Source organism: Kaistella pullorum, from assembly GCF_014837035.1.
GTDB lineage: Bacteria > Bacteroidota > Bacteroidia > Flavobacteriales > Weeksellaceae > Kaistella > Kaistella rhinocerotis.
On the sequence record NZ_JACSPS010000002.1, the window covers coordinates 531,521 to 549,145 of the forward strand.

Below are 17,625 nucleotides of genomic sequence, written 5' to 3' on the forward strand. Positions count from 1 at the left end.
TTTAAACCACTAATCCTGAAGAATGATCTTCTGTACTTCCCGTGGCTGAAGAAAGTACGTTGATTTTATTATTAAGTTTCAAAACGCCCATAAATGCAAAAATCAGGGCTTCTTTGTAATCAATGATTTCCTTTTCGGGGATGATGATTTCTGCTCTGCACTTTGTTTTTATCCTTTCAATTAAAAACGAATTGTAAGTTCCGCCGCCGGTAAAAAAGACTTTCTTCAAATCAAATTTTCCCAGCGTTTCAGCTATTTGAAGAGCTGCATGTTCCGTGAACGTCGCGAGTAGATCTTCAGCCATCTGATCCTGTATTAACGGATCGATGTTTTCTTCAACCCATTCAATACCTAATGATTTTGGAGGAGCGTACTTGTAGTAGGGAAGCGCGTTCAAAGAATTTAAAAGTTCCGGAATAATTTTTCCGCTGCGCGCGATTGCGCCATTTTTGTCATACTTTAAATTTAAAACCTTTGCAAAACGGTTCAATACGATATTTACCGCACAAATATCAAACGCAATCCGTCTGCTATTCGCCTTAAAGGAAATGTTCGAGAAACCGCCCAGGTTCACACAGGCATCGTATCCGGCAAAAAGCAATTCATCACCAATGGGGACTAAGGGCGCACCGTTGCCACCCATCAGCACATCCTGACTTCGGAAATCATATACTACCGGAATTTTTACCATCGTATTAATCGCACGTCCGTCGCCAATTTGCAGAGTAAACTTATTCTGAGGTTGATGAAAAACCGTGTGGCCGTGGGAAGCAACCAGATCTACGTTGCTTAGTTGATTCTCTCGTATAAATTTTTGAACCTGCTCACCGAGATAAAATCCATATTCAGAATTCAAGGCTAAAAGTTTTGCGGAGCTAAGTTGTGTTGAATTGCGAAGCTTGAATTCCCATTCTTCACTGTAGCCGACAGTTTCGGCATGGAGAATTTTGAAATTCCAATCACCACCATCGAACTGAAACCGAACAAAGCAGATATCCAGCCCGTCAAGGCTGGTGCCGGACATTAATCCAATCGCGTGAAATTCCATCAAATAAAAACCATTTGACGCGAATTTACGAAATATTATTGGCCCTGTTCGGGGATTTTCTGTGCGCTGATGTTGCCGGAATTATTAAAAAATGTGTACTCGCTGAAATCATCTTTTGCCTTCATACCATTGGCACCGACGAGCGTCGAACCATCTTTGTCGGTAACGTACACGGTGTCTGAAGTATAAATCAGACGTTTGTTCTGGTCCCAGAATACCGACTGCATCGCGAACATCTGATTTTCATTTGTTGTAATGCGCACGTTGCCTTTCGCCTCATAAAATTTTTTCTTTTCGTTGAATTTGGCATATTTTGCCACGATTTTGCCCGGAACATTCGGTTTTTTCTTATCGTAGAAAAGTATGTTGATTCCTTTCCTTGCCACGATATACGGCGAGTCGATATATTCGTACTTCTCTATGAGGGGCGCCGTAGCACGCAGCTTTACCATACCTGAATCACGCTGTACAATGTTCGCGCGGTTGATAATTTGCGAAGGGAAGTTGGTATTGTTGTTCTGATTGACTTTTGTAAGATCTTCTTCGCAAGAAATAAGCGCAAAAAATATAGCACAACCCAGAAGGCCTGCTATACTTGAAGGAAATATTTTGTTCTGACGAATCATTTCTTAATCATAAAGACGTTTTTGGAACCACTTATCAGCGAAATTCAAACCGATTCGGAAGTTCACAAAATTTTGACGGATCATATTGTTCTCCAGCGTGCCCCGTTTTCCAATCTCCAAACCTACATCGATGCCGCTCAGGCGGTTTGCGCTTCGGTTCTCAAATGGCAGCGTAAGTCCGCCGGTGATCGCAAACTGATTGATATCAGTTCCGTTAAATGAAAGATTACCTTTCTCGTAATAAGCACCATAACGGTAGGTCACTCGTGAAAAATAACTTCTGAAATTATTAAAGTTCGGCAAATACCAACCTCCCGCGGCAATTCTGTAAGAATTCTGGTTTACAAAGGGCTGACCCAGGAACTGGATTGTCTCACCTTTTTTATAATCGAACTGAGTTCCTAAAAACCATTTTGCATCACGACCATAGCCCGCACCCACCGAAAATTCCGTTGGGATCAAATTCTTATCGGAGCTGTACTGCTCATCGATGATGCTCATATTGGTTTTGTCGGAATTGCCGTTGTAGTAGTAGGTACTATTCATGTAACTTGTCTCCATCTGGCCGGTATTCCCGAAAGTGTAGGTGGCACCAAGCGTTAACTTGCGGTCTAGACCGTATTTTTTCTGATAGGCTGTACCCAGCGTGAAGTTGAAAGTCTTTACCTTGTTCCGGGTTTCGTAGCCATTGATAAGCTCCGCATTGCTGTACGTCAGCTCATTGATATCGTAAAGATTACCAAAATAAAAATTGGTTCGTGCGCCTAATGCAAATTCGGGTGTGATTTGGTAGGCGAGTGCAGCTTGAACGGTGCTCAAAGTACCTTCACCACGGAAAAGGTTTGCTTCTGTAACGCCGTCTTGCTCATTTTGAACCAAAACGGAGTATTTTTTTGAACTGTACGGCTGATAACCGACTCCAAATTTGACTTTCGGTGAAAGCGGGAATGCAATTGAAAGATTTGAAAGGTAAGTAGAGTGCTTATTCACACTCATGTTATCGAAATTCGACTTGAAAAAATTGTTTTCGTTGGTTGCTTCTACTTTGATTGTCGTCAGCTCAAGATTTTTGCTGGCTGCCGGGTTGCTGAAATTGAAATTATTATTAAAATCCCAAATATAAGCTGTAGAAATACCGCCCATCGCATTCACATCCGTCGTATTGTCATACTTCACATCTCCAATTCCGAAGGCGGCGTACGGTGAATTACCAATTGTTTGCGCGCTGGCAAAAAAAACCGCGGCGACCATTGGCAACACAAAAAATTTTTTCATTCGTTATTTTTAAAAATAATGCGCAAATATCTTAATTATTACTGAATTGAAGAAATTTTACAGAGGTTAAAGTTTGTTAAGTACAGAAGCCGTTTTCATGCTTCGTTTTAATGATAATTCTCCCGTTGAATACTGCTTAATTCGCTAAAAATTTAATTTAAATATATTTTCGTCCTAGTAAGGACAGATTATCTTGATACCAAAATTAATATCTTTGGCAGATGAATTGGGATCAGATCGTTGGCCAGCAAACGCTCAAAACCATGCTTGCTAATAGCATTTCGGACAACCGTGTCAGCCATGCGCAGTTTTTTGTCGGCGCATATGGATATGGTACATTAGCACTCGCACTGGCTTTTGCCAGACAGATTTTCGCCCGCGAAAATGAAGGGTCAGCGCCTAAAGTTGAGCATCTCAACCACCTTGACCTGCATTTCTCATTTCCGGTGTTCAAAGAGAAATCGAGTGGTTTGTCCTCGCATTTCGCAGACGAATTCCGGGAACTTGTGCTCGAAAATCCATACGCTGACAATGCCGACTGGAGCAATATTCTACAGTCGGAAAACAAACAGCTGACCATTTATGCTGAAGAAATCGATGCCCAAAATCAAAGATTTTCATTAAAAAGCTACGAAGGCGGCAGCAAGGTGCTGATAATATGGCAGGCCGACAAAATGAATATTTGGGCTGCCAATAAGTTTCTCAAGTTTCTGGAAGAACCGCCGAAAGATACTGTAATCATCCTCACAGCCGAAAGTAGTGATAATGTTCTGCCGACAATCCTGTCCCGTACGCAACTGGTAGAAATCCCGCGGATTGATGATGCGGAAATCGACGCAGCACTCCAAAAACATTTTGATATCTCTGATGAAAAGCGTCGGGAAATTGTTTTTCAGACTCAGGGAAATTGGAATATCGCGCAAAAACTCGTATCCGCCGAAGATGTAAACTCTGAATTCCAGAATCTCTTCGTATTGTGGGTACGCGAAGCATTTCAGGTGAAGAAAAAACCGCAGTACCTGAAAAATATTGTTTTTTGGGCACGTAATATTGCCACATGGAACCGGGAAAAACAGAAAAACTTCCTCGAGTACTGTGCCGACATGTTCCGGCTTGCATTGCTGCAGAATTACGGAAATTCAGACTTGGTATATCGGAAAATAGTGACGGATGGCTTTAAATGGGATGGTTTTGCACGTTACATTCACGGAGCTAATATTGAAGTGATTTTAAACGAAATTTCCGAGGCAGATTATCACTTGGAAAGAAACGCAAATCCAAAAATCGTGTGGACGGATCTTGGCATAAAGCTCTCGCGCTATATACACAAAAGTGCGTAGGGCAGGACTAAATAAAATTAAAGCCGGAAAAATTCCGGCTTTAAATAAATAAAAAAGTTGAGGAATAAATTCCTCAACTCCCCTTGAAAACATTACTCCCAATCCGGCATTTCTGCATCGGGGAATAAAGCTGTTCGTGTAATATCTTGCAAGGTTACTTTCATAATATTCTTCACTGAAATACCGTCATTGGAAGTGTTTGTAAAGATTACCTCGGCATTGTTGGGTGAAAATCTGGGATCCAGGTCATTTGTACCGTCCGGCTTTTCGCTCGCGACCGACACGTCGGTGACATCTCCTGTCTGCATATTGTGAATGAAAATATGCGTATTGAGCTGACGGTAATTATTGTCCTGATGCCCGCTGATATCGTACGTATAGAGCAAGAGATTACCATCAACCGAAAAGTTAAGACCTCCGGCGGCGCCGTTTACGTTTTCAAGCACCGTTTTTATCACGTTTCCAAGCATATCAATCACGATTATTTTGGCATTGTATCCGTTTGGATCGTTTGTTTTCAGTGCAATCATACTACCATCATAGCTCCAGTCACATTCAGAAATTAAACTTCCGTCAGGCGTCGTGTACACAAGTTCAAGGCCGCTGCCGTCTTTGTTAATTCTGTAAAGTTTAGTAAAACTCGGGTATAGAAGTTCCTTGCCGTTGGTACTCCAGGAGAAGTCGAGCTCGGCATTATTGAAACCTCCAACAGGAATCGTGGTGACCTGGAATGCTTGTGAACCGTCTGGTTTGGCAGTAAAAATATGTGTGCTACCGCCGGTAGTTCTCAGAAATGCGAGCTGCTGTGCATTCTGGCTTAAACGTGGACGCCAACTGTTTGCAGAAAGTGCCGTGAAATTAAAGTTGCTGCCGGCTTCGTTGCTTGAGACGATGTAATAATTTCCATTAGACTTTTTTACATAGTGAAATCTGTTATTGGGAACCGAATTGGTCTTAAACCGAAATACCGGACTGTTTACGGCGGGATTTACGCCATCGCTTACGCTGACCTGCCAATAATAGGTTACTCCAAACTTCAGATTTTCAAGGAAATAATGTTTCTCCGTTAAATCTTTGATTTCAATGACATTCTGGTCGAAATCATTCTTTACCGTCAACGTATATTTTAATACATCCAGCGAGTCCGGATCTGTAGCGCTCCATGACAGGTCGACTGACAACGGTTGGTCCACCGCATTATCAGTCGGGCTAAGCAAAACCGGTGCTGATGGTGGAGAGTTCAATGATTCGTCATCACTCATTTCCAAAACAACAGACACATTCTGCCCTCCATTTTTAATACTGATTCCCTGCAAAGTCGTTACATAGCCTGATAGTTCCGCTCTTAAAGAGTATTCGCCAACAGGTATTTCTGCGATTTCAAAACTACCGTCATCTTTGGTAAAAACAGTTTGCGTAGATGGTGCGGTATAGATTTTTACATTTTTCAAAGGTTGATTAGTTCCTTTTTTGATTACGGTTCCTTTTACAGTTCCTGTCTGCACTTTGCTCACGAGCTCCTCACTGCAGGAGGTGAGCGAAAATAAAATAACGAAGGCAGTGAATATATTGAGTAAATTTTTCATGTTTTTAATTATTAGCTTTTTTAGAACCGAAATAATAATTCACACCGATGCCAATCCGTACACCCTGGTCTTTTTGTGAGCCGTTCACGAATCCATCCCAGTCATCGGTGAAACCGAAATCATACTGGCTCGAAAGACGCAGCGCGAGATTTTGATTAAGCAAATATTCAAGTCCGCCGCCTACCTGGGCTTTGTAACGAGGCTTATCTGGAAGAAAAAAAGTACCGGCACCAGCGTAAACAAAAGGACTCAGCTTAACTTTTGGAATCATCAGATACTCTAAATTCACTTCAGAAACGAAAACATTTCTCCTAATGATGTCCTTATTTTCAATCGTTACATTGCTGACGTTAATTTCAGCGTTGATGTACTCGGAAAGGAAATACTTCAGTCCGACTTTTCCGCCAATATTCATTTTAGCATCTACATAATCACCTTTGATTGTGAAAGCCTCAAGATTCCCAAAAGCAGCCCACTTACCGCGATTACTCTGTGGAAACTTGTTTCCGACAATCCTTTGGTCGTTCACTTTTTCCTCCGTACGGTAATTGGCAACGATTTTATCGAAATCGGTAGGATTAGCGAGCTTATTAGCCCATAAATTATCACGTACACCTTCGACAATCAGAGAATGAACAGCCTTTTCTATAGCCTCAGTCACTGCAAGATGTACGGGCTCATTCTGGGTAATACCTATATCCGATTCCAAAAGTCTTTCCGTATCTACAAACCGGAAAAAATTTCCGTTAATGCTTGTCGACAGGATGGTTTTAGACGTATAAACGGTCTTCAAAATTTCGCCGGACGAGGTTGACACCGCCCGTAAGTAAACCGTAATCCGGTCCTGCCTGTATTGGGCGCCAGCTCCGAGTCCAAAATAACGCGCCCCGATCCCGCCGGTCATCACATTGGTGTCATACGAGATCACACCGCCTTCGAGTATAATACCCGCAAATAGAAGTGGTGGCAATAGGGCTGCCTCATTGGCGTCATTCCCTGCATATTCCTTTCGGGTACTGCGGATGATTTGCCTTTCATTGAGGAGATTACCTATGTTTTCGCGCTCGATTGGCGTAAACCAGCGGCTGTCTTCCAGTGCTTTGAGTAAAATAGGCGTCGTTCCCTGGGGAATGGCCGTGCTCCAGCTCGCGCCAGTTTCCGAGGCTTTGTATTGCCCGGTTTGATCGCGGAATTTGTATACACCAACCACGATTTTTTCCTTTGGTGCAGGAAGATTTTTAATTTCGGGCGTGTAAGGTGTTACTTCACCGAGTGTTGATTTCTCGCCGGTAGCAGGTAAATTAAAGAGGGTGCAACTGGTAAAAAAAATTAATGGTGTTAAAAGTGCAATTTTGGTTAGCTTGTTTGTTTTCATGGGGATATTTTCAAGGGGTTGAATAATTTTAGCCGCCGCCCGGTATGACGATTTCAGACTGTTCGCCGGTGTCCGTGTTCAGAATAGTAATGAGCAGACCCTGACCGGTTTGGGTGACCTCCAGAAATATGGAGCCAAATACGTACGTTCCGGGCTGCAGTTCTCCGTCACCGAACTGATCGCCGAACAGCTTTCGGGATAATTCCGATAAAATCTGACGGTTTAAGTTTTCCGTAAAACTGTCAAGAGAGCTAGTTCTGCCGAGCGTAGAGCGCGAACTATTATCAAACTGATTTTGCGCGGTAGCAGAACTTAGCAACCATTGATAATTAAAAGTATCACCTCCAAAAGCGGGGTTGATTGGCTTGTAAACCAGTTGCTGAGCAAAAATGTAAAATGGCGCACAGAGAAGTGCTATTAAAATATATTTTTTCATGAACTTAATATTTAAACTGATTATTACGTACGCTGCTCTTCGCATTGTAATCCTCCAGAATAGCGAGTGTACGTGTGACTTCTTCAGCTATTGCCTCATCATCAGCCCGCGGTACAAATACGTAAACAAGCTGATCGTCATACATCACGGTAACACGCGTACTGCGGCCAAATCCCGGCAATTCGGCTACCGTTACTGTACCCTGGAATTTTTTCGGCAGTTGATTATACTTCATAAAAAATGCGTCATAAAACTGTTGACCAATTCGGGTTTTTGTTTCATCGATTGTTAATCCGGAAAGTTCAAGCTTGTTTTCAGGTATGTAACTTACTTCTTTGGCGAACTGTGCACCATTGATCTCCAGACTGTCTTTAGACAATAATGCGTCGGTCTCTTCATCTTTTACAAAGAGGTATACCTTCAATCCGTCATTTTTCTGGAGATTAAAGTTAGTTTCTGCAAGTGTTTTGGTTTCGTGGGGAGTGATTGAAAATTTACCGCTTTGTTTATTGCTGGAACTTCCTGATTGTCCTTTTTTCACAGAAACCATGATGTAATTTAAGCTGTGATAAGTATCTGAGGTACTTATAGCTGCTGCTCTTATTTGTAAAGAGCCTTCTTTTTGTTCGGTTATGATTTTTGCGGTAACGCCGTGCTGCGACTGAGCAGAACTTTTGGCGACCACAAAAAATATTCCCAGAATCGTGGCGAGAGTTTTCATTTTCAAGGGGTGGGGTTGTTTTAATAATTCTTCATAAAAATATTGGTATCGTTAGCATTGATATTGATTTTCATTCCATCAGATATACTGTTACTTCCCAGAATCTCGACAGAATTTCCAGAGCCTATAATGTTAATCTCAGCATTGCCACGATGATTGTTGGTATTATAGAGATATGTAGTGTTATTATCTCCGATCTGGCTGAGTGCTATATAGCTTGATGCGAGATCTGTAACTTCCATAAGATTATTATTACCGACCTGAAGCATCACAGTGGCTGAACCGGGATCCGCTGCCAATAAAGAAGCGTGCGTTCTTGCATAATACTCAAGTACATTATTGCTTGTAATTGTTTGCGCTTCCGAAAAAACTACGCAAAGCAGCACTGCGAAAAGCGTGATTAGGTTTTTCATAACTGGATTTTAGAAAAATACAGGAGGAACCGAGATTCCTCCTGCATTTGTAGAATAGTGAGATGACTAGTTAGATTGATTCACTGTCATAGTGTTATCATTTCCGAAAACAGTACCCCAATGTATGTGGCCATTTCCAGTTTGATTTATTTGACCAGTGTTATCATTACCGATTTGCCAGTCGTCAGCTAGGTTATCATTACCAATTTGGAATTGTTCCAAGAAGTTACCATTTCCATTTTGCAAAGCTCTGCTGATGTTATCATTGCCCCACTGATGAGAATCTCCCCAGTTACCGTTACCATTTTGCGTATTCGTTGCATAGTTATCATCTCCACCTTGATCCTGGTGGATATAGTTGCTGTCACCGTTCTGCATAGCTATACCCTCATTGGAATCACCAACTTGTTTTTGGAACGATTGGTTACCGTCACCTAGCTGAGTAATGGAAAATCTGTTTCCATCTCCCAGCTGATCCTGCCACGCATAGTTATAGTCACCAGCCTGAATACCCACAACTACGTTACTGTTACCCTCCTGACGCTGGATTAATGTATTGTCGAAACCATTCTGATTTGCCGTACCAATGTTGTTATTTCCGTACTGATTAGTAGCGTTACTGTTAGATTCACCTACTTGGTCAACATCAATAGCATTCATGTCACCTTCACTACGGGCCTGATTAACGTTGATTTGCCCAGTTTGGTCAATGGTTGCAGTGTTAGTGTCACCCACCTGATAAAGGTTGTTGTTGTTCTGTAACCCCGACTGGTTTACCGTAGCTGTGTTGCCGTTTCCTTGTTGCCAAGTCCAGTCATAATTCGATTGAGCGTAAGTTAAACTTACTGCAGTTAGTGCGATCGCACTTGTAAATAATTTTTTCATGGTTAAAAAATTTTGGTTAGTTTGTGTTCCAAAAGTAGGATCATTAGGACATATAGCGCCTCCCAGCAAGCAGGGAAATTTTGAAAATCATTAGAAACTATTAGAAGGGTGATTTAAACACCCTCACTTATTTTCAATTTTACTGTCATTAAAAATGCAAAATAAAAAAACTTGGAAACTTTATTTGTTTTTAAGTTTTCTGTCGTATCTTTGCGCCCAATTATGGATGACAAACAAAATTTTTTAGTCAAAGCCGCAGAGCTGTTTATTGAAAACGGCGCGAAAACTGTGACGATGGATGATGTGGCCAATGCATTTGGAATCTCCAAGAAAACGCTTTATCAGATGTTTCGCAACAAAGAAGAATTACTCGAAGAAATTCTTCGGTACCATCTGGACCTTGTTATTTCAAAACTTAAGCAACTGGATTTAAGCATTGACAATGCGATAGAGCGAATGGTCTGCAGGGATGAAGAGATTGAACGCATTTCACATTCAAACAAAACAATACTTATTAAACAGTTGATTAAATACTATCCGGCAATATTTAATAAGCATATGCTCAATTTTTCGGAAAAGTTTTCCGAAGTGTTGGTTCAAAATATTGAGAAAGGCCGAAGACAGGGTTTTTACCGCGATGATTTCGATGCTGTGGTATATTCTAAAATTTTCTTTCAGCTTGTGATGTCTTATGACAGTTCACCTTATATCGATACCAGCACACTGGATCGCGAACAATATAAGGACGAGTTGATGATGATGTATATGCACGCTATCACTACTGAAAAAGGAAAAGAAACAATTAAAAAATTAAAAAATAATAAATGAAAAAGTTCGCTATAAGCTTGCTATTTGCCGGAACTCTAGTTTTTGGGCAGGAAGCTAAGATGCTTACCTTACCCGAAGCTATTTCCTACGCGCTGCAAAATAAAGCAGATGCCGAAAAGGCCCGCCTGGACATCAGGAGAGGTGAGGCTCAAATCGCTGAAGTAAAATCAAGCGCTTACCCAAACATCTCTTTCGGGAGTAACACCGCTTACAACCCGCTTCTACAGGAAAGTGTACTGCCGGGAGAGATTTTTGGAGCACCGGGTCAACAGGTAAAGGTTGCATTTGGCCAAAAATTCACCTCCAGCAACATGTTGCAACTTACGCAAGTCCTGTTTAACCAGTCGGTTTTTACGGGTTTAAAGGCTGCTAAAACTACACGGGAATTTTACATTATCAATGCAGAACTTACCGAAGAACAGATTATTGAACGTGTAGCTAATGCATATTTTCAGGTTTATCAGAGCGAGCAAATGCTTGCAAATGCCGAAAACAATCTGAAAATCACCAATGAAACGGGGAAAATCATTAAAGGTCTTTTTGACGCTGGACTCGCGAGAAAAATCGATTTCGACCGTACAGAAGTAGCTAAAAACAACATCACTTCATCAAAACAACAACTTGAGAATGCCGTTGAAATCAGCGAAAATGCGTTGAAGTTTATGATAGGGATGCCGATGCAGCAGGAAATTGATCTGCCTGCACAGACCTTTGACCCCTCCATTTTACCAGACAGCGATCCCGGAAGTTTCGATGAAAGAACCGAACTCCGCCTTGCCAATAAGCAAGTCGAGTTGCTTGAATGGCAGAAAAAAGCCAGCGAAGCCGAATATTACCCCACTGTAGCGTTATCGGCCAATTACGGTTTCCTGGGCCAGGGAAATAAGTTCCCCTGGTGGAACGGCGAGAAAAACGGTGTTTTTTGGTCTGATGTCGCATCAATTGGACTTAATATCAGCGTCCCAATATTCAATGGTTTTGCTACAAAATCTAGAATTGAACTCAATCAAATTGAAATTGAAAAAGCACAGGCTGATCTTCGCGAAGCTAAAATGGGCCTTGAGATGGAACACAAAAATGCGGTTACACTTCTCGAGAATAATATGACGACCATCAATATGCAACTTTCAAATGTTAAGCTAGCGGAAGAAGTTTTGGCAAACACAAGGTCCAATTACCAGTACGGACTTGCAACCTTAAATGAAATTCTGGATGCAGAACGCGCCGTTACCGATGCTAAAAATAATCTTACACGCGCACAGCTCGATTACAAACTGGCTGAAATAGACCTCTTAAAATCTCAAGGAAAACTAAAAACATTAAAAGAAATAAATTAAAAAAATGAAAAAAAGAACTTTAATAACAATATTGGCCATCATTGCCGTGGCAGTGGGGTTTTTCCTCATCCTCCAGAATAATAAGAAGAAAAATGAGGAACAGGTGGCTATCGTTGCTGAGAAAAACACGAACGTTGCGGTACGTACGGCGCCAGTGACAAGAGAGGAAATAAGTGGCGAGTTTGCAGTGAACGGTACATTTTTGCCAAACAGACAGAGCCAGATATCTGCAGAAATCGGTGGACAGCTTGTTGCACTTTATGTAAAAGAAGGTAGCTATGTGCGCGCCGGACAAAGCATCGGGCGTCTTGGCGGCGAAAAGCTTAACGTGAATGTGAGCAATTCACAGGCGAATTTGGCGCAGGCTCAGTCCGCACTCAGCCGTTACGAAGCTGCTTACAAAACAGGTGGTGTCACTGCACTGCAGCTGGATCAGGCGAGACTGCAGGTTCAGAATGCGCGTGCACAGGTTCAGTCTGCGAGATTGCAGTCTGGCGATACGAATGTAATCTCGAAAATCAGTGGTATCGTTAATCAAAAAATGGTGGAAGTGGGTGCTGTGGTAGCGCCGGGAACTCCGATTGTTGAAATTGTAGATATCTCTTCGCTTAAACTTAAAGTGGATGTTGACCAGGCGTTGGTGAGCCAGCTTTCTGTCGGCAACACTGTGAAAGTAAAACCAGACGTTATCGAAGGTGATATCGACGGAAGGATAACTTTCATCGCGCCGTCTGCTTCCGGGGCGCTTAAATTTCCCGTTGAAATCACCGTTCCAAACAGCTTCAATAAACTTAAAGCCGGGATGTACGGTACTGCAACATTCAACCAGTCAGGCGCAGCCAACGTACTTACGGTACCGCGGGACGCATTTGTAGGAAGTGTAAGTGACAACAAAGTTTTCGTAGTAAGGAATAATGTAGCCTATCTCACGCAGGTACAAACCGGAATGAACTATGGCGAGAAAGTAGAAATCACGGGCGGCTTAAAAGAAGGAGACTTGGTAGTGACCAGTGGTCAGATAAACCTGGCAGACAAAACGAAAGTCCAAATCTTAAAGTAAGCCGATTAAAAGAATAACATGAAATTAGCAGAAATATCGATAAAAAGACCCAGTGTGGTGATCGTGATGCTTGCATTACTAATCATTGGCGGGCTCTTCAGTTATACCCAGCTCAATTATGAGCTGATCCCAAAATTCGAGGTTAAAGTAGTAACCGTTTCTACCATCTATCCGGGTGCATCGCCATCAGAGGTAGAAAGTACGGTTTCAAGAAAAATTGAGGATGCAATTTCCTCGCTCGAAGGAATTAAGAAAATCCAGTCGAAATCATACGAAAGCCTGTCGGTAGTGATCATTCAGTTTAATAATGACGCTGATGTAGATTTTGCCTTAAATGAAGCTCAGCGGAAAATCAACGCTGTACGGTCAGAACTTCCGGAAGACATCGAAGAACCTTCGCTCTCACAGTTCTCACTTTCAGATTTACCGATCGTGAGTATGGGTGTGACCGCGAATTTGACGCAAAGCGAACTTTACGACCTTATGGACCAGAAGATTCAGCCTGAATTTTCGAGACTTCAGGGCGTCGCTCAAGTGAACATTGTAGGTGGACAAGAGCGTGAAATCCGTGTAAACTTAGATTTAAATAAACTGGAAGGTTACGGACTTACGATTCCGCAAGTTCAACAGATTATCTCCACTTCAAACCTTGACTTCCCCACAGGAAGTTTGAAAACCCGCGAAAACAGTACGCTTATCCGTCTTTCGGGTAAGATTCAGACTGTGGATGAACTAAGAAATCTTACCATCTCATCCGCAAACGGACAGAATATCCGGCTTTCAGACGTTGCAGAAGTACAGGATACCCAAAAGGAAACAGACAAGATTGCACGTGTTAACCAGCAAAGCACGATTTTGCTACAGGTTCAGAAGCAAACTGATGCGAACGCTGTGGAAGTGAGTGAGCTTGTACAGAAAAAGATCGAGCAGATGCAGACGCAATACAAAAGCCAGGGACTGGTGATTGATGTTGCTAATGACACATCACTCTTTACCCTTGAAGCTGCGAACTCGGTAATCAAGGATTTATTCATTGCCGTGGGTCTTGTGGCATTCGTGATGTTATTCTTTCTGCACAGTTTCCGAAATGCACTTATTGTGATGGTCGCGATTCCAACCTCACTTGTAGCCACATTTATTGGTTTAAGCCTGCTTGACTATTCATTGAACTTAATGAGCTTACTCGGGCTTTCCCTGGTCGTAGGTATTCTGGTGGATGACGCGATTGTAGTAATCGAAAACATTCACCGTCACATGGAAATGGGTAAGAACAAGGTGCGCGCGGCGTACGACGGAGCATCAGAGATTGGATTTACCGTTACCGCGATCACGCTGGTAATTGTGGTGGTATTCCTCCCAATTGCGATCAGCAGCGGTTTGGTATCAGACATTATCCGTCAGTTCTGTGTTACTGTGATTATTGCGACCATGCTATCGCTTCTGGTGTCATTTACCGTGGTTCCGTGGTTGTATTCACGTTACGGGAAACTCGATCTGATCAGTAAAGATTCACTATTTGGTAAAGTGATCTATAAATTTGAGGACGGACTTTCGCGTTTTACCGTATTTATTACAAATATCCTTAAATGGAGTCTTCACCACAAAATCAAGACATTCACAATCACTTTTGCCCTCTTTGTTTCAGCGATTTTAATGGTAGCATTCGGGTATATTGGTTCAGATTTCTTTCCCGGAACTGATAAAGGTGAATTCTTAGTTCAGATCGAAATGCCGAAAGATGTTTCCATCGAGCAAACCAACTTTACCACCCAAAAAGCTGAAGCTTTCCTAAGTAAAAGACCGGAAATCGAAAGAATGATCACCACGGTTGGCCAGGCGAGTACCGGTATGGGTGGTGCGCAGGCAACCAGCTATCAGTCGGAGATAAGTGTAAAACTCATTCCCAAGTCTGAGCGTGGCGAAAGTTCAAAAGTTTACGCCGCAAAAATGAAACGCGAGCTTGAAAAAGAACTGGTAGGTGCTAAGATCACTACCGTTCCTATCGGTTTCATGGGTGCAGAGCAGGCACCGCTTCAGATGACAGTGGTAGGACCGACGCTGGAGGATGTAATGGCCTATGCAAAGCAAGCTGAAGCCCAATTGAAAACTATCGATGGTGCTTCTGAAGTGAAACTTTCGGTAGAAGCCGGAAATCCAGAAATTGCGGTAACAGTAGACCGTGATAAGATGTCGTCACTCGGATTGAGCGTTGCGCAGGTGGGGCAAACACTTCGTACGGCATTTAGCGGTAACGACACCAATAAATTCAGAACCGGAAACAATGAATATGACATCAACATCATTCTTGATGAAGGTTACCGAAAAAGCATCGATGACGTGAAAAACATCACGTTCAAGAATAATGATGGAATGACCATCCAGCTTTCGCAGTTTGCAACGATTTCGAACTCATCGGGGCCGGCGCTACTTGAACGATATGACCGCTCACCTTCAGTTACCGTACAGTCTCAGGTGGTTGGTAAAACTACCGGAACTATCGCTGCGGAATGGGAAACTAAAATGGAGAAGGTACAGAAACCCGCAGGCGTGAGCTGGATCTGGGGTGGAAATATGGAAAACCAAAGTGAAGGTTTCGGAACTTTGGGAGTTGCGCTACTTGCAGCGATTATGCTGGTTTACATGATTATGGTTGTGCTTTACAACGACTTTGTGAAACCTTTTATCGTACTTTTCTCAATTCCGTTATCATTTATTGGGGCGCTTTGGGCATTGGCATTAACAAACCAGAGTTTGAACATTTTTACAATTCTTGGGGTGATCATGTTGATTGGTTTGGTTGCGAAAAACGCGATTCTACTGGTTGACTTTACCAACCACAGGATGGATAAAGGTGAAACGATTGAAAATGCACTTATCCAGGCGAACCATGCCAGATTACGTCCGATTTTGATGACCACGATCGCGATGGTATTCGGTATGTTGCCGATTGCGCTTGCATCGGGTGCTGCGGCGGAAATGAACAACGGACTTGCGATTGTAATTATCGGTGGTTTGCTTTCCTCGCTGTTTCTTACGCTGATCATTGTTCCGGTTGTATATTACATCGTAGTGAAACTGGAAAACCGTTTCTCCAATCATGAAAAAACGGATTATGCGGAGGAGATGAAAGCTGATTATGAGCACATCGATCCTGAACATGAACTTGAATTTTAATATTTAACTATTAAAAACTAATAGCCGCCCCAATTTTTTGAGGCGGCTATTTTATTTAATGTTTCTAAGTTTATTTAGATAAATATTTAATATTATTAAATCGGCTGTGCTGAATTAATTTTTCGCTGCGTAAGTTTCATAAACCTTCTTACCAGCAACAATGCCGAAACAGTGAGGCCCAGACCTAAACCAATCCACATCCCGAATGCACCCATCTTGAAAGGAACACATAGGAAATAACCAAGTGGAATCGCTATCAGCCAATACGCAACAAAAGTAATGATGGAAGGGATTTTCACGTCCTGAATACCACGAAGACTGCCCAGCGCCACTACCTGAATGCCGTCTGAAAGCTGGAACAAGGCCGCGATGATCAATAGTTTGGCTGCGAGCTGAATCACGTCAACATCTTCTGCGCGCGTGAAAAACGTCGGCAAAATGTGTCGGCCAAAGATGAATACCAACCCACAAAAAAGCATAAATAAGAAAACGATCTTTATATTATTGATTCCGATCCGCTGAAGTCCTACAAAATCACGTTCACCTAATTTCCGGCCGATAAGAACGGTGGAAGCCACACTAAAACCGATGCAAAGATTAAAAGTAAATGAAGCCATGGAAAGGGCAATCTGATGCGATGCGATGTCTCTGGCAGAAACAAGTCCACAAATAAAGGCCGCACCCGCAAACGCAGTCACTTCGAAAAACATTTGCAAAGCTGTCGGGAAACCGATTTTCAGCATTTTGCGGAACATTTCCTTTGAAAATTCAGCAACTTTAAGCGAAAAATCCTTGATGTAGCGGCGTGTTTTTTCTTCTTTTACCAATACATAATAGAGGAAGACCACCATAAAAATCCGCGCAATCAGCGTCGCGAGCGCTGATCCCTGTACACCCATTGCCGGCAAACCAAACATTCCTTTAATGAAAACATAGTTTAATGCTACATTTATAACATTCGCAATGATGGTCGCTTTAGTTACACCGATTGTATAGGAAAGTCCTTCCGAGACTTCGCGGAGCGTTTGAAATGCCATAAACGGTAGAATGCTGACCGTCATGATGCTCAAAAATGCCACCGTGTCCGGGATGATTTCCTTTGGCTGATCCATATGGTAGAGTAGTGGCATAGCAAGAAAAAGCAGCAACATCAATATAATACCGATTCCCATATTGATTACGAAACCATGCCGGAAAACAGAGTCAATTATTTTATGCTTTCGCTGAGAATGCGCTTCCGAAACCAGCGGCGGAATGGCGAAGGAGAATCCCAATGCAAAGACAAAAATGGAGAAGAATACCGCATTTCCGAGTGAAACCGATGCCAGCGCCTGCGCACCCAGCAGTTTTCCAACGATTATGTTATCAAAAAGATTTACTGAAACCTGGCCGACCTGTGTGATCATCACAGGTAGTGCGAGCGCGAGGCTGGCACGCGTGTAGTCTCTGTTAAGAAATGGCATAAAAAAAAATTTGCAGCAAAAATACTGCAAACTTTATCGTTCTGATCAAATTGACCTC

At 42.4% G+C, this 17,625-nt stretch carries 15 protein-coding genes; 5 read left to right on the forward strand and 10 right to left on the reverse strand.

What is annotated here, in order from left to right:
- Position 1 precedes the first annotated feature (1 nt).
- From H9628_RS06845 to H9628_RS06855, 3 genes are read right to left on the reverse strand one after another with little or no spacing between them, the layout of a single operon-like run.
- Entirely contained in the window at positions 2 to 1,048 is a 1,047-nt protein-coding gene (locus H9628_RS06845) for an anhydro-N-acetylmuramic acid kinase (protein WP_251833376.1), read from the reverse strand.
- A 35-nt stretch (positions 1,049 to 1,083) separates the two neighbouring features.
- Entirely contained in the window at positions 1,084 to 1,674 is a 591-nt protein-coding gene (gene lptC / locus H9628_RS06850) for an LPS export ABC transporter periplasmic protein LptC (RefSeq protein WP_251833377.1), read from the reverse strand.
- Between the two features lie 3 nt (positions 1,675 to 1,677).
- Positions 1,678 to 2,949, reverse strand: coding sequence for a hypothetical protein (locus H9628_RS06855; RefSeq protein ID WP_251833378.1), 1,272 nt, complete (start codon positions 2,947 to 2,949; stop codon positions 1,678 to 1,680).
- A 221-nt stretch (positions 2,950 to 3,170) separates the two neighbouring features.
- Between H9628_RS06855 and H9628_RS06860 the strand changes: the two genes are divergently transcribed.
- Positions 3,171 to 4,289, forward strand: coding sequence for a DNA polymerase III subunit (locus H9628_RS06860; RefSeq protein ID WP_251833379.1), 1,119 nt, complete (start codon positions 3,171 to 3,173; stop codon positions 4,287 to 4,289).
- Between the two features lie 92 nt (positions 4,290 to 4,381).
- On the opposite strand, the gene H9628_RS06865 is transcribed toward H9628_RS06860, so the two are convergent.
- The 6 genes from H9628_RS06865 to H9628_RS06890 all read right to left on the reverse strand — a co-directional run bounded on the left by H9628_RS06865 (position 4,382) and on the right by H9628_RS06890 (position 9,705).
- Positions 4,382 to 5,875: a carboxypeptidase-like regulatory domain-containing protein gene (locus H9628_RS06865; protein ID WP_251833380.1), complete on the reverse strand. Its 1,494-nt coding sequence runs from the start codon at positions 5,873 to 5,875 to the stop codon at positions 4,382 to 4,384.
- Positions 5,876 to 5,879: 4 nt separating this feature from the next.
- The gene (locus H9628_RS06870) at positions 5,880 to 7,250 is read right to left on the reverse strand and encodes a CsgG/HfaB family protein (RefSeq protein WP_251833381.1); all 1,371 of its coding nucleotides are present in this window, start codon (positions 7,248 to 7,250) and stop codon (positions 5,880 to 5,882) included.
- Positions 7,251 to 7,278: 28 nt separating this feature from the next.
- Positions 7,279 to 7,686 carry a curli production assembly/transport component CsgF gene (locus H9628_RS06875; protein ID WP_251833382.1) on the reverse strand — a complete coding sequence of 136 codons (408 nt, stop codon included), beginning with the start codon at positions 7,684 to 7,686 and terminating at the stop codon, positions 7,279 to 7,281.
- Positions 7,687 to 7,690: 4 nt separating this feature from the next.
- Entirely contained in the window at positions 7,691 to 8,407 is a 717-nt protein-coding gene (locus tag H9628_RS06880; RefSeq protein WP_251833383.1) for a curli production assembly/transport protein CsgE, read from the reverse strand.
- A gap of 20 nt (positions 8,408 to 8,427) precedes the next feature.
- A complete protein-coding gene (locus H9628_RS06885; protein WP_251833384.1) occupies positions 8,428 to 8,820 on the reverse strand; it encodes a hypothetical protein in 393 nt (130 codons plus the stop codon).
- A 66-nt stretch (positions 8,821 to 8,886) separates the two neighbouring features.
- Positions 8,887 to 9,705 (reverse strand): hypothetical protein, encoded by an 819-nt coding sequence (locus H9628_RS06890; RefSeq protein WP_251833385.1) that lies wholly within the window; start codon positions 9,703 to 9,705, stop codon positions 8,887 to 8,889.
- A 222-nt stretch (positions 9,706 to 9,927) separates the two neighbouring features.
- On the opposite strand from H9628_RS06890, the gene H9628_RS06895 reads away from it, so the two are divergent.
- Genes H9628_RS06895 through H9628_RS06910 form a run of 4 tightly spaced genes read left to right on the forward strand, consistent with a single transcriptional unit; the run spans position 9,928 to position 16,104 of the window.
- Positions 9,928 to 10,533, forward strand: coding sequence for a TetR/AcrR family transcriptional regulator (locus tag H9628_RS06895; RefSeq protein ID WP_251833386.1), 606 nt, complete (start codon positions 9,928 to 9,930; stop codon positions 10,531 to 10,533).
- Positions 10,530 to 11,870: a TolC family protein gene (locus tag H9628_RS06900; RefSeq protein WP_251833387.1), complete on the forward strand. Its 1,341-nt coding sequence runs from the start codon at positions 10,530 to 10,532 to the stop codon at positions 11,868 to 11,870. Before H9628_RS06895 ends, H9628_RS06900 begins: the two co-directional genes overlap by 4 nt.
- A gap of 4 nt (positions 11,871 to 11,874) precedes the next feature.
- Positions 11,875 to 12,930, forward strand: a complete 1,056-nt coding sequence (locus H9628_RS06905) for an efflux RND transporter periplasmic adaptor subunit (protein ID WP_251833388.1) — start codon at positions 11,875 to 11,877, stop codon at positions 12,928 to 12,930.
- Between the two features lie 18 nt (positions 12,931 to 12,948).
- Complete coding sequence (locus tag H9628_RS06910) at positions 12,949 to 16,104, forward strand: efflux RND transporter permease subunit (RefSeq protein WP_251833389.1); 3,156 nt, start codon at positions 12,949 to 12,951, stop codon at positions 16,102 to 16,104.
- A 95-nt stretch (positions 16,105 to 16,199) separates the two neighbouring features.
- Here H9628_RS06910 and H9628_RS06915 read toward each other — a convergent pair whose 3' ends face one another.
- Complete coding sequence (locus H9628_RS06915; protein ID WP_251833390.1) at positions 16,200 to 17,567, reverse strand: MATE family efflux transporter; 1,368 nt, start codon at positions 17,565 to 17,567, stop codon at positions 16,200 to 16,202.
- Between the last annotated feature and the right edge of the window lie 58 nt (positions 17,568 to 17,625).